19 protein-coding genes are annotated in these 18,847 nt (G+C 71.2%); 10 read left to right on the forward strand and 9 right to left on the reverse strand.

Annotation, left to right across the window (positions count from 1 at the left end; all coding sequences use genetic code 11):
• Nucleotides 1-54: 54 nt before the first annotated feature.
• Together ACIRB1_RS37565 and ACIRB1_RS37570 are read left to right on the forward strand one after the other, a co-directional pair.
• Nucleotides 55-1,500, forward strand: coding sequence for a glycoside hydrolase family 43 protein (locus ACIRB1_RS37565; protein ID WP_403468682.1), 1,446 nt, complete (start codon nucleotides 55-57; stop codon nucleotides 1,498-1,500).
• A gap of 91 nt (nucleotides 1,501-1,591) precedes the next feature.
• Nucleotides 1,592-2,659, forward strand: a complete 1,068-nt coding sequence (locus ACIRB1_RS37570; RefSeq protein ID WP_403468683.1) for an endo-1,4-beta-xylanase — start codon at nucleotides 1,592-1,594, stop codon at nucleotides 2,657-2,659.
• A gap of 70 nt (nucleotides 2,660-2,729) precedes the next feature.
• Here the strand turns inward: ACIRB1_RS37570 and ACIRB1_RS37575 are convergent, their stop codons facing one another.
• The gene (locus ACIRB1_RS37575; protein WP_033283380.1) at nucleotides 2,730-2,921 is read right to left on the reverse strand and encodes a DUF5999 family protein; all 192 of its coding nucleotides are present in this window, start codon (nucleotides 2,919-2,921) and stop codon (nucleotides 2,730-2,732) included.
• A 263-nt stretch (nucleotides 2,922-3,184) separates the two neighbouring features.
• Complete coding sequence (locus tag ACIRB1_RS37580) at nucleotides 3,185-3,769, reverse strand: hypothetical protein (RefSeq protein WP_352179570.1); 585 nt, start codon at nucleotides 3,767-3,769, stop codon at nucleotides 3,185-3,187.
• Nucleotides 3,770-4,287: 518 nt separating this feature from the next.
• Between ACIRB1_RS37580 and ACIRB1_RS37585 the strand changes: the two genes are divergently transcribed.
• On the forward strand, nucleotides 4,288-5,805 hold the full coding sequence (locus ACIRB1_RS37585; RefSeq protein ID WP_352179569.1) for a glutamate-cysteine ligase family protein: 1,518 nt from the start codon (nucleotides 4,288-4,290) through the stop codon (nucleotides 5,803-5,805).
• Between the two features lie 92 nt (nucleotides 5,806-5,897).
• On the opposite strand, the gene ACIRB1_RS37590 is transcribed toward ACIRB1_RS37585, so the two are convergent.
• The gene (locus tag ACIRB1_RS37590; RefSeq protein ID WP_352179568.1) at nucleotides 5,898-7,685 is read right to left on the reverse strand and encodes a substrate-binding and VWA domain-containing protein; all 1,788 of its coding nucleotides are present in this window, start codon (nucleotides 7,683-7,685) and stop codon (nucleotides 5,898-5,900) included.
• A gap of 186 nt (nucleotides 7,686-7,871) precedes the next feature.
• Here ACIRB1_RS37590 and ACIRB1_RS37595 point away from each other — a divergent pair, with 186 nt between their 5' ends.
• A complete protein-coding gene (locus ACIRB1_RS37595; protein WP_403468684.1) occupies nucleotides 7,872-8,672 on the forward strand; it encodes a CPBP family intramembrane glutamic endopeptidase in 801 nt (266 codons plus the stop codon).
• A gap of 28 nt (nucleotides 8,673-8,700) precedes the next feature.
• On the opposite strand, the gene ACIRB1_RS37600 is transcribed toward ACIRB1_RS37595, so the two are convergent.
• Complete coding sequence (locus ACIRB1_RS37600) at nucleotides 8,701-9,510, reverse strand: PhzF family phenazine biosynthesis protein (RefSeq protein ID WP_403468685.1); 810 nt, start codon at nucleotides 9,508-9,510, stop codon at nucleotides 8,701-8,703.
• Nucleotides 9,511-9,734: 224 nt separating this feature from the next.
• Between ACIRB1_RS37600 and ACIRB1_RS37605 the strand changes: the two genes are divergently transcribed.
• Nucleotides 9,735-11,705 carry a potassium transporter Kup gene (locus tag ACIRB1_RS37605; RefSeq protein WP_403468686.1) on the forward strand — a complete coding sequence of 657 codons (1,971 nt, stop codon included), beginning with the start codon at nucleotides 9,735-9,737 and terminating at the stop codon, nucleotides 11,703-11,705.
• A 67-nt stretch (nucleotides 11,706-11,772) separates the two neighbouring features.
• Nucleotides 11,773-12,234 carry a DUF4442 domain-containing protein gene (locus tag ACIRB1_RS37610; protein ID WP_352179564.1) on the forward strand — a complete coding sequence of 154 codons (462 nt, stop codon included), beginning with the start codon at nucleotides 11,773-11,775 and terminating at the stop codon, nucleotides 12,232-12,234.
• 61 nt (nucleotides 12,235-12,295) lie between these two features.
• Here ACIRB1_RS37610 and ACIRB1_RS37615 read toward each other — a convergent pair whose 3' ends face one another.
• Nucleotides 12,296-12,439, reverse strand: a complete 144-nt coding sequence (locus ACIRB1_RS37615) for a hypothetical protein (protein WP_352179563.1) — start codon at nucleotides 12,437-12,439, stop codon at nucleotides 12,296-12,298.
• 190 nt (nucleotides 12,440-12,629) lie between these two features.
• On the opposite strand from ACIRB1_RS37615, the gene ACIRB1_RS37620 reads away from it, so the two are divergent.
• Nucleotides 12,630-13,271, forward strand: coding sequence for a PadR family transcriptional regulator (locus ACIRB1_RS37620; RefSeq protein WP_352179562.1), 642 nt, complete (start codon nucleotides 12,630-12,632; stop codon nucleotides 13,269-13,271).
• Nucleotides 13,272-13,376: 105 nt separating this feature from the next.
• Here the strand turns inward: ACIRB1_RS37620 and ACIRB1_RS37625 are convergent, their stop codons facing one another.
• Both ACIRB1_RS37625 and ACIRB1_RS37630 read right to left on the reverse strand, forming a co-directional pair.
• A complete protein-coding gene (locus ACIRB1_RS37625; protein WP_328684664.1) occupies nucleotides 13,377-13,805 on the reverse strand; it encodes an SRPBCC family protein in 429 nt (142 codons plus the stop codon).
• A 112-nt stretch (nucleotides 13,806-13,917) separates the two neighbouring features.
• A complete protein-coding gene (locus ACIRB1_RS37630; RefSeq protein ID WP_106971117.1) occupies nucleotides 13,918-14,085 on the reverse strand; it encodes a hypothetical protein in 168 nt (55 codons plus the stop codon).
• Nucleotides 14,086-14,304: 219 nt separating this feature from the next.
• On the opposite strand from ACIRB1_RS37630, the gene ACIRB1_RS37635 reads away from it, so the two are divergent.
• Together ACIRB1_RS37635 and ACIRB1_RS37640 are read left to right on the forward strand one after the other, a co-directional pair.
• On the forward strand, nucleotides 14,305-14,859 hold the full coding sequence (locus ACIRB1_RS37635; RefSeq protein WP_352179561.1) for a Clp protease N-terminal domain-containing protein: 555 nt from the start codon (nucleotides 14,305-14,307) through the stop codon (nucleotides 14,857-14,859).
• A gap of 118 nt (nucleotides 14,860-14,977) precedes the next feature.
• Complete coding sequence (locus ACIRB1_RS37640; protein ID WP_352179560.1) at nucleotides 14,978-15,982, forward strand: EamA family transporter; 1,005 nt, start codon at nucleotides 14,978-14,980, stop codon at nucleotides 15,980-15,982.
• Nucleotides 15,983-16,048: 66 nt separating this feature from the next.
• Here the strand turns inward: ACIRB1_RS37640 and ACIRB1_RS37645 are convergent, their stop codons facing one another.
• A complete protein-coding gene (locus ACIRB1_RS37645; protein ID WP_403468687.1) occupies nucleotides 16,049-16,684 on the reverse strand; it encodes an FMN-binding negative transcriptional regulator in 636 nt (211 codons plus the stop codon).
• The gene (locus ACIRB1_RS37650; RefSeq protein ID WP_352179555.1) at nucleotides 16,684-17,370 is read right to left on the reverse strand and encodes a pyridoxamine 5'-phosphate oxidase family protein; all 687 of its coding nucleotides are present in this window, start codon (nucleotides 17,368-17,370) and stop codon (nucleotides 16,684-16,686) included. The genes ACIRB1_RS37645 and ACIRB1_RS37650 overlap by 1 nt, the downstream gene beginning before the upstream one ends.
• 109 nt (nucleotides 17,371-17,479) lie before the next feature.
• On the opposite strand from ACIRB1_RS37650, the gene ACIRB1_RS37655 reads away from it, so the two are divergent.
• Nucleotides 17,480-18,811 (forward strand): aminotransferase class I/II-fold pyridoxal phosphate-dependent enzyme, encoded by a 1,332-nt coding sequence (locus tag ACIRB1_RS37655; protein WP_403468688.1) that lies wholly within the window; start codon nucleotides 17,480-17,482, stop codon nucleotides 18,809-18,811.
• Nucleotides 18,812-18,847: the final 36 nt, after the last annotated feature.

Raw genomic sequence — 18,847 nt, forward strand, 5'->3', positions numbered from 1 at the left:
TCGTCAATCGTCCCGAAACTTTCGAACCCGGGCCGGACGGAGGGGCGGGACCACATGCGGACCTACGACAACCCGGTCATCGGCGGCTTCCACCCCGACCCCAGCGTGTGCCGGGTCGGCGAGGACTACTACCTCGCGTGCTCCAGCTTCGAGTACTTCCCCGGCGTCCCGCTCTTCCACAGCCGTGACCTGGTCCACTGGCGGCAGATCGGCAACGCCCTCGATCGGCCAGGGCAGTTGGACCTCCCGGCCGACACCCCCGCCTCGGCCGGCATCTACGCCCCGACCCTCCGCCACCACGACGGCCGCTTCCACCTGATCACCACCGACGTGCGGGGAAAGGGCACCTTCATCGTCACCGCCGACCGCCCCGAGGGCCCCTGGTCGGACCCCGTCTTCGTCGATGTGCCGGGCATCGACCCCGACCTGGCCTGGGACGAGGAGGGCAACTGCTGGTGCGCGGTCGCCGGGGTGCAGGTGGCCCGTATCGACCCGGAGACCGGCAAGGTCCTGGAGGGCCCGCTTCCGGCCTGGTCCGGCACCGGACTCCAGCACCCGGAGGCCCCGCACCTCTACCGCATCGGCGACTGGTGGTACCTGCTGCTCGCCGAGGGCGGCACCGCACACGGCCACAGCGTCTCCATCGCCCGCGCCCGCTCCCCGCGCGGCCCCTGGGAACCGGCCCCCGCGAACCCCGTCCTCTCCCACCGCAGCACCGACCTCCCCGTCCAGAGCACCGGCCACGCCGACCTGGTCACCGCCCCCGACGGCACCTGGTGGATGGTCCTCCTCGGCACCCGCCCCCGGGGCTCCTTCCCCGGCTTCCACGTCCTGGGCCGCGAGACCTTCCTGACCCCGGTGGAATGGGCCGACGGCTGGCCCCGGGTCGGCCCGGTGCGGGAACGGCACCCGGCACCGGCCGCCTGGCACCCCTTCGAACTCCCGCCGGTGCGCGACGACTTCGACGCCCAGAGCCTCGCCTTCTCCTGGATCTCCCCGCGCAGCCGGCCGGACGACAACTGGTCGCTGACCGAACGCCCCGGCTGGCTGACCCTCGACGCCCGGTCCGGCCCGGTGTTCCTCGGCCGCCGCCAACAGCACCCCGACTGCCGCGCGTCCACCCGGATCGACCCCGGCTCCGGCCGCGCCGGCCTCTCCGTCCGCATGGACGACGCCCATCACTACGACATCGAGATCGCCGGGGGAGTGGCCGGCGTCGTCGCGCGGATCGGTACCGTACGGCAGCGGCTCGCGGAGCACCCGGTGGGGCCGGGCCCGGTCACCCTGACCGTCGACATCACCGCGACCGGCGCCGACACCCGCGGCCCCGACACCCTCACCTTCTCGGTGGAGAGCCCCGAAGGAGCCGTGGAACTCGCGGAGTTGGACGGCCGCTATCTCTCCACGCAGGTCGCCGGGGGCTTCACCGGTCGTGTGATCGGCATGTACGCGGCCGAAGGCGGGGCGGCCTTCGACTGGTTCGACTACCAGCCGCGGTAGCACATCTTTCCGGACCGGCACCGAAAGTTTCGACCCTCACCCGTACGGGCGCAACCTCACGCACCGCTCATCCATGGACAGGAGTCGCACCATGCCCAGAACCGGAATGAGACTCGCCGGCGCCCTCGCCGCCGTCCTGATCGCCGCGGGCATCGCCGGCGGCACACCCGCCCAGGCCCACGAAAAGCAGCCCACCCTCGCCCAACTCGCCGAGCGCCACGGGCGTTACTTCGGCAGCGCCACCGACAACCCCGAGCTGACCGACACCGCGTACACGAAGATCCTCGGCAGCGAGTTCGACATGATCACCCCGGGCAACGGCATGAAGTGGTACGCCACCGAGCCGCAACAGGGCGTCTTCGACTGGACGAACGGCGACCAGATCGTCGACCTCGCCCGCGCGCACCACCAGCGGGTCCGGGCCCACACCCTGGTCTGGCACAGCCAGTTGCCCGACTGGCTCACGTCCCGCACCTGGACGGCGACGGAACTGAGGGCCGTACTGAAGAAGCACATCACCACCGAAGTGCGGCACTACCGCGGCAAGGTCTACTCCTGGGACGTCGTCAACGAGGCGTTCAACGAGGACGGCACCTACCGCGACACCCTCTGGTACCGGACGCTCGGCCCCGGCTACATCGCCGACGCCCTGCGCTGGGCCCACCAGGTCGACCCGCACGCCAAGTTGTACGTCAACGACTACAACATCGAGGCGACGGGCCCGAAGAGCGACGCCTACTACGCCCTCGCCAAGCAGCTGAAGGCCCGGCACGTCCCGCTCGACGGCGTCGGCTTCCAGGCGCACCTGGCGCTCCAGTACGGCTATCCGACGACCCTGGAGGACAACCTCCGGCGCTTCTCCCGCCTCGGCCTGGACACCGCGCTCACCGAGGTCGACGTCCGGATGCAACTTCCGGCGACGGACGCCAAGTCGGCCGAGCAGGCCGCCTGGTACCGGGACCTGACGGGGGCGTGCCTCGCGGTGCGCAGATGTGTCGGGGTGACCATCTGGGACTACACGGACAAGTATTCGTGGATTCCGGCCGTCTTCCCCGGCGAAGGGGCGGCACTTCCGTGGGACGAACTGCTGAATCCGAAACCGGCCTATTACGCGCTGCGGTCGGCGCTCGGACAGCAAACGACTACGGGGAGTGAGTGACCCGGGAAATGCGTCGGGGCCGGTGCGCACCGTGGAAGTCGTGCGTCCGGCCCCTCAGTTCCCGAAATGCTCAGGCCGCTGTGACCACTTGGCGGTGCGGGGCGATGATCTGGCCGTCGGGCAGGAGCTCACCGGTGTCCTCGAACAGGAGAACGCCGTTGCACAGCAGGCTCCAGCCCTGCTCCGGGTGGTGCGCCATGAGGCGGGCGGATTCCCGGTCGGCGGATTCGGCTGTGGGACACGGCGGCTGGTGCTTGCACATGGGTGGGGTCTCTCGCTCTGTCGTGGTCATGTCCGTCCCCCGTGGTGTTGAGTCGGTCCGAACCCAGTGTTGCCCCACGGGCGTCAATCCGCAGGGATTTAGCGGCACCGCTTCTCACAGGTTGATGACGCATCACCCGCGCGGACGGTTCATCCCTATTCCCGGCTCGTACGAGCGTTACGAGCGTAAAAGGGCCGGAAACGCGATCGTACCCCGCTGCCGGGAATTCGGCGGCGGGGTACGGGGGGTGACGAAGGGGAATGTCAGGCGGGTGAACCGAGCAGGGGCGCGGGAGTCACCCGGTGGGTCAGCACCGGCAGCAACTCGGCGACCCGGTGCGGACGATGGGCCGCGATGCCGGGCGGCGCGGGGGCCAGCGGGACCAGCAGATCGGTCGCGGCGGGGTGGCCGCCGGCGCCGTCCGCCGTGAGGTCACCGTGCAGCCAGAGCGTGAGCATGTAGAGGCCGGGCACGGAGAGCAGGCGCGGCTGGTGGGCGCCCTTCATGTTCTCGGCCTGGCGCAGCGCCCGCTCGGTGGAGGCGATGTACGGCCCCTCGAAGAAGTGCGAGAACGCCCAGCCGTCGGGCGTCAGCATCGTCTCGGCCGCGGCGACCGCGCGGTCCCCGCAGCGGATCAGGAATCGCCATCCGGCCAGCCGGGTGACGGCCGTGCCGTCCTCGGAGACGCGGTCCAACACATGCAGAGGCAACGGGAGTTCGGGTGTCGCGGGCCCCTGGGCCGCGCGCAGGGACGGGGTCTTGGCCTCGCGGACTGCGGTGGGGGAACCGAGTGCCGTGAGAACGGAGCGCAGGGCGGGCGCGGGAGCCGGGGGGACATGCAGCGGCATGGTGGGTCGCCTCTCATTCGACAGGCACTGGTGGCGCGAGGGCGGGGCGGGGGCGGACGGCGCTGTCAGCTCTCGGGGTCAAGAGGCCGGGCCGGGTTCCGTGAGCATGGGTGCGGCCTGCCGCGCGTCGCTCGACGGCAGGTTCCGGGACCGGGGCGCCAACCTTCTGCCTTGTTCGCGGAGTTTATACGACACGTGTTCAGAAGATGTTTCGTCTAACCGTTTCCCGTATGAACAACAAGGGCCTATTCGGTCAGCGATTCACGGGAATCATCCCGGTTCTGAACCGGCTCCACGGCCATGACCTCGGGACTTGTCTCCGGCGGGGTCGGCCAATTCTCGTCGGCGTTTTTCACGAGGGCTCATTGCGCCAGGAACCGCTTACTGCGGCATGCCTCGTGAATGTGCCGCGGGTCACGTCCGACCAGAGTAGCGGGCGCCGGGCCGCTCCGGGACGTTATCGATCGCCAGGTCTGGGCATCATCATTCCTGACCCGGGACGAGGAGGTGACGCTGCGATGGGCGAGAAGGTCGTGGCAGGGCCGTTCGAGCTGGCCGACCGCCAGCGCTACCGCGCCAAGCTGCGGCGGTGCCTGACGGGGCTCGAGCGGCTGCTGGCCGAGGAGCGGTTCGACCGCCCCAAGAACCTCATGGGGCTGGAGATCGAACTGAACCTGGTCGGCTCCGACGGCATGCCGAGAATGCTGAATGGAGAGGTTCTCGAGCGCATCGCGAGCCGAGATTTCCAAACAGAACTCGCCATGTTCAATCTGGAAGTCAACATTGCCCCACACCGATTGGACGGCCGGGTATTCGACCGGCTCGCGGAGGAGATCCGTACGTCACTGGCATATGCCCATCGAAAAGCGGGCGAGGTCGACGCCGGAATACTGATGATCGGCATTCTGCCGACACTCGACCGGGACGACCTGGTCTCCTCGAACCTCTCCGCGGTCGACCGCTACACCCTGCTAAACGATCAGATCGTGGCCGCCCGCGGCGAGGATTTCGTCCTCGACATCGACGGCGTCGAGCACCTCACCTGCACCTCCGGCTCCATCGCGCCCGAAGCCGCCTGCACCTCCGTGCAGTTGCATCTCCAGGTCACCCCGGACCGCTTCGCGGGCGTGTGGAACGCGGCGCAGGCCGTCGCCGCCGTACAGGTCGCCGTGGGCGCCAACTCGCCTTTCCTGTTCGGCCGTGAGCTGTGGTGCGAGTCCCGGCCCCCGCTGTTCCAGCAGGCCACCGACACCCGCCCGCCCGAACTCCAGGCCCAGGGTGTCCGCCCCCGCACCTGGTTCGGCGAGCGCTGGGTGACGTCGGCGTACGACCTCTTCGAGGAGAACCTGCGCTACTTCCCGGCCCTGCTCCCGATCCACGACGACGAGGAACCCCTCGACGTCCTCGACGCGGGCGGCATCCCCACCCTCGCCGAACTCGTCCTGCACAACGGCACGGTGTACCGCTGGAACCGCCCGGTCTACGGCATCGCCGACGGCGTCCCGCACCTGCGCGTCGAGAACCGCGTGCTGCCCGCCGGGCCCACCGTCACCGACGTCATCGCCAACACCGCGTTCTACTACGGCGTCGTGCGCGCCCTCGCCGAGGAGTCGCGGCCGGTGTGGACCCGGCTGCCCTTCGAGGCCGCCGCCGCCAACTTCGACACCGCGTGCCGCGACGGCATCGACGCCCGTCTCGTCTGGCCCCGGCGCGGACGGCTCGGCGGCACCACCGAGATCGACGCGGTGACCCTCGTACGCGATGAACTGCTGCCGCTCGCGGAGGCCGGCCTGGACGCGTGGGGGGTCGAACCGGCCGACCGGGACCTGTACTTGGGCGTCATCGACGAGCGCTGCCGCCGCCGGGCCAACGGCGCGACCTGGCAGGCCGCCACGTTCCACCGGGCCCTGGAGCAGGGGCTCGACAGGGAGGCCGCGCTGGCCGCGACCACCCGCCGCTACAGCGAGCTGATGCACCTCGGCGAGCCGGTCCACACCTGGCCGGTGGGGCTGCCGGAGCCGGTGCCGCTGGGGTGAACGGCGGCTGTTCCGGGGCGCGTCGGCAGCAGCGGGGGAACGGCGGCCGTTTCGAGACGAGTTGGCGGAAGGGCGGGTGAACTGCCGCTGTCTCAGCCCGCGTTGGCCGACGCGCCCGACGCCCCCGCCGCCACGATCGCCTGGAGGATCACCGACTGGATCTCGGCCGGGTTGTTCACCTCGTGCCCCGAGCCGCCGGTCGCCTCGGCGATCTGCCGGGCCTCCTCCTTGTCGGCCTCCGGACCCACCGCGATCATGATGAGCGGCACCGGCCGTTCAGGGCTGGCGAGTTGCCGCAACTGCTGCATCAGCGCCGAGCGGGAGATGCTGCCCGGGTCCTGGTTGACCCCGTCGGTCAGGATCACCAGCGCGTTGAACTTCCCCTTCACATAGGAGGAGGTGGCCGCCTTGTACGCGGCGAGCGTGGTGTCGTAGAGGCCGGTCGCGCCATTCCGCACCGGCTTCAGAGAGCCGAACGCCGCTGACAGGGCGTCGCGTTGGGTGCCGTCGCCCTTGCGGTCGCCGAGCCGCTCGGTCGGGACCAGGACGCGGTAGTCCTTGTCGCCGTCGAGCTTCGTGGAGAACTCCCACAGCCCGATCTCGTCCTCGGGCGTGAACGTGGCCAGCGCCTGGAGCAGCGACCCCTTCGTGACGTCCATGCGCGACTGCCCGGTCCCCGGCACCTTCTCCGCCATCGAGGCGGACGCGTCGACGACCGTGGTGATCCGCGCGCTCTGCACGGTGATCGTCCAGGTCCCCAGGGCCTCCTGGAGCGCCGCGTCGGAAGCCGGCTCGGCCGCCGCCACGCCGTACGGCTGCGGGCTGGTGCCTCCGGCCTTGGCGACCACGGCCTCCGGCGCGGTGTCGTCATCGGTGCGGAAGCCGTACTTCTCCATGAGCTTCTGTTGCGCGGGCCGGCTCAGATAGGTCATGAACCGGATCGCGGCCCGGCTCTCGTCCGTGGTCAGCCGGTCCTGGTCGACCAGGTTGTACGGGTAGTCGAGCCGCGGGGAGCCGTCCTTCGGATAGAAGAGGTCGAGGCTCGCGTCGCCGTCGGCCGACGCGTTGTACGAGAACGCCGACTGCTCGCTGAGGACCAGCGCCTGGTTGCGCTTCGGGTTGCCCTGCTCGGTGCCCGAGGCGTCGCGCGGCAGGGTGTCCAGGACCTGGCCGTCGGTGTCCGAGATCCGCTGCGACAGGGTCTTCATCATCGCCGCCGCCTGCGTGGCCCCGCCCTTGACCTTCCCGGCGGCCGTGCTCAGCTGCGTGAGCGCCAGCAGTCCCGTCGCGCTGCGCGCCGGGTCGGCCGCGCCCAGCCGGAGCGAGTCGTCCTGGAGCGTGGCACCGGCCAGGTCGAGCCAGGTGTACGTCTTCTTCGGCCACCCCAGCGACTTCGCGGCGGCCGGCACCATCGCCACCCCGACCGGCGTCGAGGCCACGTTGCCCGCGGGCGTCACCTCCGTGGCCGCGCTGTCGGCGGCCGACGAGACCTCGCTCACCCACAGCTCGGAGTCGGGCACCCACACCTGCACGTCCGGGTGCTTGCCCGCCTTCAGCGTGTCCGCGAACTTGTACGACTCCGCGGCGGTCACGGAGATGTTCAGGCACTGCCCGTCCGACGTGATGTTCTCGTCGCGGGCCTGTCCGGCCGCCGCGCGCAGGGCGGGGGCCATGTCGGGGGAGGCGGCGAGCTTCAGGCGCACGGCGTCCTTCCGGCAGGAGGAGCCGAAGGAGAGCAACCCGCTCTGCACCGCCACGGCGGTACCGCCTGCGACGGTCAGCACCAGCACCGTGGCGATGGCGATCGTACGGCGACGCGCGCGAGGACGGGGGTCGCTGCCGCCGGCCCGGTACTGATCGGGCAAGCTGTGACGTCCCATGACGGTGGTGCCCCTCCCTGTTGAACCTCGTGCCGGTATGCGGCCGTATGGCAGACATGGGGGAGGTTCGCCCCGTACGGCGTCCGTCCCCCCAACGGCCTGTCGCGCACGATCTTCGTAAGTTCTTTCGAGACCCTAGCGGGGCGAAGATGGGCATGAGGCGGGATTTCCGAACTGAAGGCAGGTGTGCAGGTGGAGGCAGGGCAGGTGGCCGAAACTTTTCCGCTGGAGCGGCCCACACGGCGGATTCTCCGGTCCGAAGCACTGCTCGTTCTGGGGCTTTCGCTCGGTGCGAGTGGAGTGTCCGCCCTGATCAGCTTTGTCGGATCGGTCACCAAACCGGGGGGTCTCAAGGGCCAGGCCGCCACCCTCAACGCCTCGGCCGCACCGGGCCGCCCCTGGCTGGATCTGGCCTGGCAGCTGTTCGGGATCGCGTCCGCGCTGGTCCCCGTCGCCCTCGTCGCGCACTTCCTCCTGCGGGAGGGCGAGAGCCTGCGCACGATCGGCTTCGACCGCACCCGCCCCTGGCCCGACCTGGGGCGCGGGGCGGGCGTCGCGGCCGTCATCGGCTCCACCGGAATCGCCTTCTACCTGGCCGCACGCGGCCTCGGCTTCAACCTCACGGTGGTGCCGGAGGCGCTGCCGGACGTCTGGTGGAAGTACCCGGTCCTGATCCTCTCCGCGATGCAGAACGCGATCCTCGAAGAGGTGATCGTGGTGGGCTATCTGCTGCGCAGGCTGGGCCAGTTGGGCTGGACGCCGGGCACCGCGCTGGTGGCCAGTTCCGTACTGCGCGGTAGCTACCACCTCTACCAGGGCATCGGCGGCTTCGTCGGCAACATGGTGATGGGCGTGGTCTTCGTCTACCTGTACCGGCGCTGGGGCCGCGTGGGTCCCCTGGTGGTGGCGCATTCCCTGCTCGACATCGGGGCGTTCGTCGGCTATGCGCTGCTCGCGGGCAAGGTGGGCTGGCTGCCCACCGCGTAACGCCCGTGCGGGGCACGCCTGTTGCGGCTCAGGCGAGCAGCTCGCCGTCGAGGACCGTGACCGCCCGACCGGTCAACAGGGTCCGCCCGCCCCGCAGTTCGGTACGGACCCGCCCGGAGCGCGGCGACGCCTGGAGCCCGGTGAGGACCGTGCCGCCGAGCCGCTCGGACCAGTACGGCGCGAGCGCCGTGTGCGCGCTGCCGGTGACCGGGTCCTCGTCGATCCCGATGTTCGGGAAGAAACACCGCGACACGAAGTCGTAGCCCCCGCTGGGGTCCTGGGCCCGGGCCGTCGCGATGATGCCGCGCTCGGACGCGGCGCCGAGAGCCCTGAGGTCCGGCGCGAGTCCTACGACGGTCTTCTCGTCGGCGAGTTCGACGACGAGGTCCCCGATGTCCGGGCCGGTGTCGAACGCGGTGAGCGGTTCCGCGCCCAGCGCCTCGGCGAGACCGTCCGGGATCTCGATCGACGTGAGCGGGGCGGTCGGGAAGTCCAGCGTGATCGACCCGTCCTCGGCCGGCGTGGCGCTGAGCACCCCACTGCGCGTCGCGAACCGCACGGGCCCCTGATGGGCGCCGGTGGTGTGCAGCACATGGGCCGTCGCGAGGGTCGCGTGCCCGCACAGCGCGACCTCGGTCGCCGGCGTGAACCACCGCAACGCCCAGTCCGCGTCCCCGCCTTCGGGCAGCCGATGCGCGAACGCCGTCTCGGCGTGGTTCACCTCCAGCGCGATCCGCTGGAGCCGGTCGTCCGCCGGGAAGGCGTCGAGGAGCACTACCCCGGCCGGGTTTCCGGGGAAGGGGCGGTCGGTGAAGGCGTCGACGATTCGGATGCGCATACGGCGACGCTAGCCGCGCCGCGGCCTCCCGGCCCAAGGCCAATTCACGGTCACTGGACCGATACGCGCGCGGGTGGCGGGGGCGACGACGCGGTGCGAGGAGAAGCCGACGCGATGCGAGGTGAAGCGGCGCCCCCCTACCGGCGATCGCCCTGCCGCATGGGTAATGTCCGCCCCGACGCACCAGACCCGTGGCACCGCGGTCCACGACGAGGAGGAACACCATGACCGACCGTGGACACGGGACCGAGGCGGACGAGGCGTCCCCGCCGGGGCCGCCGGAAGCCCGTCACGGGGGCGCACGGGACGCCGTACGGCTCGCGGTGGTGGTCGGGGCGCTCGGCGTGGTCTTCGGCGACATCGGGACCAGCCCGATCTACACCCTTCAGACCGTGTTCAACCCGGGCGACCCGCACCCCGTCCCGGTCAGCACGCAGAACGTGTACGGCGTGGTCTCGCTGGTGTTCTGGTCGGTGATGGTCATCGTCACGGTCACCTATGTGCTGCTGGCGATGCGCGCCGACAACGAGGGCGAGGGCGGCATCATGGCGCTCATCACCCTGCTGCGTCGCTGGAGTTCGGAGCGGGGCGGCCGAGCGGCCGTCGTCCTGACCGGTCTCGGCATCTTCGGCGCGTCGCTTTTCTTCGGCGACAGCATGATCACCCCGGCGATCTCGGTGCTGTCCGCGGTCGAGGGACTCAAGGTCGTCGAACCGTCCCTGGACAGCGCGGTCGTGCCCATCACCGCGGTCATCATCGTGGTGCTCTTCCTGGTGCAGCGCCGGGGAACCGCCGCGGTGGGCCGGGTGTTCGGGCCGGTCATGATCGCCTGGTTCACGGCGATCGGTGCGTGCGGAGTCGTCGGCATCACCGAACACCCGGGCATCCTGCGGGCGTTGTGGCCGAGCTACGCCCTGGGCTTCCTGTTCGGTCACTTCGGCACGGCCTTCTTCGCCCTCGCCGCCGTGGTCCTCGCGGTCACCGGCGCCGAGGCCCTCTACGCGGACATGGGGCACTTCGGCCGCCGCGCCATCACCCGCGGCTGGATGTTCCTCGTCTTCCCCGCCTGCGTCCTGAGCTATCTCGGCCAGGGCGCGCTGATCCTCGACGACCCGGCCAACATCAGCAGCCCGTTCTTCCTTCTCGTGCCGCACTGGGGACGCTGGCCGATGGTCCTGCTCGCCACGGCGGCCACCGTGATCGCCTCCCAGGCCGTGATCACCGGCGCGTACTCCGTCGCCTCCCAGGCAGCCCAGCTCGGCTACCTCCCGCGCCTGCGGATCGCCCACACCTCCGAGTCCACCATCGGCCAGATCTACGTCCCGTGGATCAACTGGCTGCTGATGGTCTCCGTCCTCACCCTGGTCTTCGCCTTCCGCAGTTCGGCGGCGCTGGCCTTCGCGTTCGGCATGGCGGTCACCGGCACGATCACCATCACCACCCTCCTGTTCTTCTGCGTCGCCCGGGCGAAGTGGCACACACCCGTGTGGCTGATCGCGACCGGCGCGACCCTGCTGCTCACCGTGGACCTGCTGTTCGTGGCGGCCAACCTGACCAAGCTCGTCCACGGCGCGTGGCTGCCGCTGCTGATCGGACTCACCGCGTTCACCGTGATGACGACCTGGCAGCGCGGCCGTGAGGTCGTCACCGCCGAACGGGCCGACCACGAGGGCTCGTTGCGCGAGTTCGTCGACCAACTCCGCAGCGGGGAACGGCCGGTGATCCAGGTTCCCGGCACGGCGGTCTTCCTCAACCGGGGCAAGCGGACGGCACCCCTCGCGATGCGCGCCAACGTGGAACGCAACCACGTACGGCATGAACAGGTGGTGATCCTGTCCATCGAGACCGAGCCCGTCCCACGCGTCCCGCTCGACCGGCGCATCGTCGTCGACGGCCTCGGCTACGCGGACGACGGGATCATCCATGTCACCGCCCGCTTCGGCTACATGGAGACACCGGACGTGCCCGGCACCCTGACCCTGATCGACCCGGCCGAGACCGAGGGCACCCTCCACCTCGACCAGGCGTCCTACTTCCTGTCCACCATCGAGCTACGCCGCGGCGAGGCGCCGACGATGGCCCCCTGGCGCAAACGCCTGTTCATCGCCACGTCCCACATCACGGCCGACGCGGCCGAGCACTTCGGCCTGCCCCGCGACCGTACGGTCATCATGGGCTGGCACATCGAGGTGTAACCGGGACTTCCCCGTACGGTCGCGGCGAGCCCCCTCCTCCGCCGCGACCGCGTGCGAGGCTGCGCCCATGGACGTCACGGCACTGGCCCGCACCCTGCTGGAGCCCATCCCGGCCCACCGCACCGCCGGCATCGAGGTGGTGCGGGCCGCCGACGGCGAGGCCGAGATCTCCGCGGAGGTCCCGGAGCCGCTGACCAACGTCATCGGGTCCCTGCACTCCAGCGGCCTCGTCGCCCTGCTGGACGCGGCAGGGCTGGGCGCCATCATCGCGGCGAGCGAGACCCCCGGGGACTTCGACGGGGTCGTCCCCCTCGGCGCCTCCGCGTCCCTGGAGTTCCTGGCCCCGGCCCGCGGCCGCCTCCGCGCCGTCTGCCACCTCGGTACCGAGGCCCGCGCCGCGCTGCGACCCCTGCTGTCCGGCGAGACCGACCGGGCCCGCTTCTCCACCCACGCCGAGATCACGGACGCCACCGGCACCACGGTGTGCCGGGGCGCGTTCGACTGGAGCGTGCGGCGCCGCCGGGCGTGACGAGCGGGGCTACGGCCCTGAAGGCCGGGTCCGGCCAGGCGCGCCCGGCACCGAAGCGGTCCTACTGGTAGCAGGGGGGCGCGCACAGCGGAGTGACCGTGCTGGTCTCCCACGGCATGGGGGCGGCCGAGGCCGCCGGGGTCACGATGCCGACCATCGCCGCGGTCAGCAGGGCCGCGATGCCCGCGCGCTTCCACATCCTCATCACGTTCTCCCTGGGTTGGTTGTCGTGGCTGGCATCCCCAGTCAACGGTGCGGACGCCGGGCGCGGGAAGGACTTCGAAGCCGTTCGAAGTCCTTCTGGGCGGGGGTGTCGGAAGGGGGTTGTCATCCGAACAGTTCCGATATATCGTTGACGCATCGCGACAGATCAACGATGGAATGGAGTGATTGCGATGCGTACCCACGGATACGAGCGTGGACATGGACAGGACGGCTTCTCCCGGCGCGGCCGGGGTGGCCCCGACGGGCTGCGTGGGGCTTTCGGTCCCTTCGGGCCCGGTGGCCCGGGTGGTCCCGGCGGTGGCCCCGGATTCGGACCGGGCTTCGGTCCCGGCCCCTGGGGTGGACGAGGGCGTGGCGGCCCGAGGGGCGGCAGGGCGCGGCGCGGCGATGTGCGCGCGTCGATCCTGGCCCTCCTCAAGGACCGGCCGATGCACGGCTACGAGATGATCCAGGAGATCGCCGAGCGCAGCGGCGGCGCGTGGAAGCCGAGCCCCGGCTCGGTCTACCCCACCCTTCAGCTGCTGGAGGACGAGGGCCTGATCGCCAGTGAGTCGGAGGGTGGCAAGAAGCTCTTCGCCCTCACCGAGGCCGGCCGTACCGCCGCGGGAGAAGGCCCGGACGCACCCTGGGAAGAGGCTTCCCGCGGTGTCGACTGGGAGGCCCTCAGCGAGATCCGCCAGGCCGGTTTCGGTCTGATGGAAGCCTTCGGCCAGGTCTGGAAGACCGGCAGCAAGGAGCAGCGCGAGAAGGCGCTGACCGTCATCAACGACGCCCGCAAGAAGCTGTACCTGATTCTGGCCGACGAGGACTGATGTCCTCCGGGCCGGAAGAGATGGCAGGCCAAGGCGCCTCACGGACCTTCCGTGGGGCGCCTTCCCTGTGCGCGTTCCCGTTCCTGCGGTGCCCCGGCGCGTTCCTCAGGCCACCAGCCCGGCCAGTTTGCGCAGCGACTCGTTCAGGGCAGCCGTACCCGAGTCCTTCAGTTTGCCCGCCATCAACGACACCGCCGCACCCGTGAACTCACCGTCGATCCGGACCGTCGTGGCGTCGCCGTCGGGCGTGAGCGTGTAGCGCGTGGCGACGTTCACGGCCATCGGGCCCTTGCCGCGGATGGCGAACACCCGGGCCGGCTCCACCTCCTCGATGGTCCACTCGACCTCCGCCGGGAAGCCCATCAGCTTCATGTTCTCCTGGAAGGTCCCGCCCACCGCGAGGACGTCCGGGCCGCCCTTGGGGAAGTTGGTGTGGGTCGCGTTCCACTCGCCGTACGCGGACCAGTCCGTGAGTTGAGCCCACACCTTCTCGGCCGGGGCCTCGATGCGGGCCTCCGCGCTGATTTCGGCCATGCGACCACCTCTTCGTATCGGGCTACGGTGTCGCGGAACGTAGCCGCAGGACGCGCAACATTCAATACTGATGAACCGTCAGGAATTGTGTCCATGGGCCGCGTTGCGCGGCTCAGCTCACCCGTCGTATGACCGCCGCGTCGAACAGGTCCCACGCGCGCGGGTGGGCACTCTCGTCGTGGCAGTGCCAGGCGTCCCAGAACAGGTCGGCGAGCAGCGCGTCCTCCGGGGCGTACACCCGGTACACGTACTGTCTGCCGTCGACCGCCGGCAATGCCACCAGCCAGCACCTGCTCTCCACGTTCGCGAAAGACGTACGCCGGGTGCAGCGCGGTTGCGAACGGGGCGCGCGGCGGGGCGGCGCGCGCCTCTCGGGGGCGACGGGCGTGATCTCATCCGTAAGGAGGAGATTCCGCCGCCCCGGGTCCACTTTGTGTGGGACGCCGAAATGCTTCCCTCCGGGGATGCCCTCAACGCGGCGGACTGATGGGGTAGGAGTGTGCAACCCCGTATCCCCAGCCAGTCGGCCCGCGAGCAAGGAATCCACCGCGCGGACAACGATGCCAGGCTCAGTGCAGAGCTGGCAGCGGTGATCGCCGGTGCGCGCCGCCGGGCCCTGCGGGACGGGGACCGGCACATCGACACGGCCCACCTGCTGCACAGCCTCCTGGAGTCCGACCCCGAGGCACGCGCCGTCTTCGGCGACGGCCCGCAGATCGCCCGCCTGCTCGGCTACCTCGTCCAGCGCAGCATCGGCTACGGCCTCCGCTGGCAGGGCGCGGTCGAGGACTCCGGCGCGATCCCCGCGGTACCTGCGGCGGAGGGCTGGTCGCCGCTGGCCGCCGACGCCCTGGAGTACGCCTGCGAGCGCGCAGAACTCCGCGACGGCGACCTGGCCCGCGGCATCGACCTCCTCGCCGCGATCGTCGCGGACCCGGAGTCCCGCGCCGTCGAGGTCCTCCACCGCGCGGGCATCGAGTCCCCCGAGGTGCTGATCTGGGTCGAGGGGCGCTTGGAGGAGTACGTCACGGGTGCCGGCGAGACGGGCTGCTGAGCCCCGGCCATCGGCTGCTGAGTCCTTTGGTGCGGGGAACTGCTCCCGGGTGTGGTCCCGTCCACGCCCTGAGACAGGTGTCAACGGGGATGACGCTGCTGTCCTCCCCTGTCATCATGTGCCCGTGCATACGTCTGAGAGCAGTGCGGCCGGAGGCGGCAAGGGCGTCGGGCTGGGCCTGGCGCTCGGGTCCGCGTTGGCCTTCGGGGGGTCCGGGGTCGCGGCGAAGCCGCTGATCGAGGCGGGGCTCGACCCGCTGCACGTGGTGTGGCTGCGGGTGGCCGGCGCGGCCCTCGTGATGCTGCCCCTCGCAGTACGGCACCGCGCGCTCGTACGCCGTCGCCCCGCGCTGCTCCTCGGCTTCGGGCTGCTCGCCGTGGCCGGTGTCCAGGCCTGCTACTTCGCCGCGATATCCCGGATACCCGTAGGGGTCGCCCTGCTCGTCGAGTACCTCGCACCCGCCCTCGTGCTCGGCTGGGTGCGGTTCGTGCAGCGGCGCCCGGTCACCCGTGCCGCCGCGCTCGGCGTGGTCCTCGCGGCCGGGGGACTCGCCTGTGTCGTCGAGGTGTGGTCCGGTCTGAGCTTCGACGCCGTGGGACTGCTGCTCGCGCTCGGCGCCGCCTGCTGCCAGGTCGGCTACTTCGTCCTGTCCGACGAGGGCAGCGACGCCGGCGACGAGGCCCCCGAGCCGCTCGGCGTGATCGCGTACGGCCTGCTCGTCGGCGCCCTCGTCCTCACCGCCGTGGCCAGGCCCTGGACCATGGACTGGTCGCTCCTCGCGGGCCACGCCCACATGAACGGCACCGCCGTACCCGCCGCGGTCCTGCTCGCCTGGATCGTGCTGGTCGCCACGGTCCTGGCCTATGTCACCGGCGTCGTCTCCGTCCGCCGACTCTCCCCGCAGGTCGCGGGCGTCGTGGCCTGCCTCGAAGCGGTCATCGCGACCGTCCTGGCCTGGGTCCTCCTCGGCGAACACCTCTCCGCACCGCAGATCGCCGGGGGAGCGGTGGTCCTCCTGGGCGCGTTCATCGCCCAGTCCTCGGCCCCGACGAAGGGCTCCGGCGAGCCGGTGGCCAGCGGCGGCCCCGAAAGGGAACTGTCCCGCCGCGGAACGGCCGCCTAGCCGACCGGTCACGCGCCGCAACACGCTCGCCCTTCCGCCTCCGTCCACCCGGGGCGGGCCCCGACGTCAGCCCTGACCCCGCCGCCGCAGCAGATGCTCCCGCGCCGCCGCGTCCCGGGGACCGTCCCGCCCCAGGAGCCCCGCCGCGATGCGGTCCTGGACCCCGGCCGCCCGCTTGCCCGCGTACTTGAACTTCGCCCGCACACCGGTCACTTCGAGCCGCACCGCCCGAATCCCCGACAGCAGCCTGCCGTACGGCCCCTCGCCCGCTGCGACCGTCGAGGAACCGCCCTCGGGCTGGAAGTGCCCGACCTGCCGGTTCAGCAGTGCCGCCAGCTCGGCCGGGTCGTCCACCAGGTGGGCGGTGCACCGGAGTTGGACCGCCGCGTAGAAGCTGGTCGGCACACCGTGTTCCGGCGGGCCGTCCGGGTCCGCCTGCCAGGGGCCGGGGATGAAGGCGTAGTCGTCGACGACGCTCAGGACCACCCGCGGGTCCGCCGCCAGCGCGGGCAACAGGGGGTTGGGGCGGGCGAGATGGGTGATCGCCTCGCCGCGCTCCGGGTCGTAGAAGAAGTGCAGGGGCTGGACGAACGGGGGTTCGCCGGGCGGGCCGTTGACGGCGAGCTGGCCGAAGTCGTGGGTGGTGAGCCAGTGCTGCCACTCGGTGTCGTCCTGCGGTGCGTCCCAGGGGTGGACGAGCATCACAACTCCGCGAGGTAGTCGGGGAGTTCGATGCCCGGGGTCAGGTCGTCGTTCGGGAGCGGGGTGCCGTAGGCCGGTTGGAGCGGGACCACTCCGGCCCAGTGGGGGAGGTCCAGGTCCTCGGGGTCGTCGTTCGCGCCGCCGGTGCGGAGCTTGGCGGAGACCTCGTCGAGATCGAGGCGGATCACCATGGTGGCGGCGAGTTCCTTCTTGTTCGCGGGCCGTGAGTCCGCCGAGCGGCCCGGCACGACGTGGTCGACCAGCGCGTCCAGTGCCGTCCGCTTCTCCTCGGGGTCCGTCACCTGGCGGGCGATGCCGTGCACCACCACGGAGCGGTAGTTGATCGAGTGGTGGAACGCGGAGCGGGCCAGCACCAGACCGTCCACGTGCGTGACCGTCAGGCACACCGGCAGCCCCGGATCGGCCTGACCTGTCATCCGCAGCGGACGCGCGCCCGTCGACCCGTGCACGTACAGCCGCTCGCCGACCCGCCCGTACAGCGTCGGCAGCACCACCGGCACGCCGTCCCGCACGAAGCCGAGGTGGCAGACGTAGGCCTCGTCGAGTATCGCGTGCACCAACTCCTTGTCGTACGAAGCCCGTTCGGCGGAGCGGGTGGGGACGGTCCGGTCGGTCGGCGTGTAGGCGGCGGGCTGTGGCGTCGGCTGTGTGGTGGTCCCCTGCATGGTGCTCTCCATTGCTCCTGCTCGGTCTGCTCGACGCCCGGGGTGGTGTCCGGCGGCGGCTGCGACGGTCGGGTTGCGGTTCGTTTTGCACTAGTGCATAATCCGCTTTGTGCTAGGAGGATATCGGATCGAAGGGCGACGCGCAGCGGACATCGCGGCGGACGTCGAGCGTGCGGTGGGTTCGGGAGAGCTGGAGCCTGGGCAACCGCTGCCGCCCATGCGGGAGTTGGCGGTCGAGCTGGGGGTGAATCCCAATACGGTCGCGGCGGCGTACCGGACCCTGCGGGAGCGCGGGGTCATCGAGACCGCCGGGCGCCGGGGCAGCCGGGTGCGACCGAAGCCGGCCACGACCGGGCGCGAGCACATCCGGGTCGACGTGCCGGAGGGCGTGCGCGACATCTCGCACGGCAACCCGGACCCCGCGCTCCTGCCGTCCCTGGCAAGCGCGTTCACCTTCGCCGCCGAGCAGGCCGACCGGCAGCCGGTCATGTACGGCGACGACCCGGTCGAACCGGAGCTGGCCCGCATCGCCCGCGCCATGCTGGACGCGGACGGCGTGCCGCCCGGCCCCGTGGCCGTCACCTCGGGCTCGCTCGACGCCATCGAGCGGGTCCTCACCGCGCACCTCAAGCCCGGGGACACCGTCGCCGTGGAGGACCCCGGATGGGGCAGTCTCCTCGATCTCGTACCGGCGCTCGGACTGCGCGTGACTCCCGTCCGCGTCGACGACGAGGGACCGCTCCCGGACGATGTGCGCGCCGCGCTGGAGTCCGGCGCGCGGGCCCTGATCGTCACCGACCGGGCGCAGAACCCCACCGGAGCCGTCGTGAGCGGCACGCGCGCGCGTGCCCTGCGGTCCGTGCTCCGCGGTCACCCGGAGACCCTGCTGATCGAGGACGACCACGGCCACGGCATCGTCGACCGCCCGCTGCGCCCCCTGGCCGGCACCACCCGCACCTGGGCCTTCGTCCGCTCCGCCGCCAAGGCCTACGGCCCCGACCTGCGCCTCGCCGTGCTCACCGGGGACACCGTCACCCTCGACCGCGTCCGCGGGCGGCAGCGCCTGGGACCGGGCTGGGTCACCCGCATCACCCAGCGCGCGGTGGCCCGTCTGTGGGCCGAGGGCGCGGTCGACACCCCGGCGGTGGCAGCCGCGTACGCCGCCCGCCGCGACGCGCTGATCACCGCGCTCGCCGAACGGGGGGTCACGGCCCACGGCACCAGCGGCCTCAACGTCTGGATCCCGGTACCGGACGAGACCGGCGCGGTCTCCCGCCTCCTCCACGCGGGGTGGGCGGTGGCCCCGGGCGCCCGCTTCCGGATGAGCGCGCCGCCCGGCATCCGCGTCACCGTCTCGACGCTGACGGCCGAGGAGACCGGACCGCTCGCGGAGGCGATCGCTTCGGCGTGCGGTCCCGCGCCGGCTCGCGGTTACGTCTGAGGCCGGTCACCAGCAATGTCGGGGATGTCCGGTATA

It is taken from the genome of Streptomyces sp. NPDC096013, assembly GCF_044763565.1.
In the GTDB taxonomy this organism is placed as follows: Bacteria; Actinomycetota; Actinomycetes; order Streptomycetales; family Streptomycetaceae; genus Streptomyces.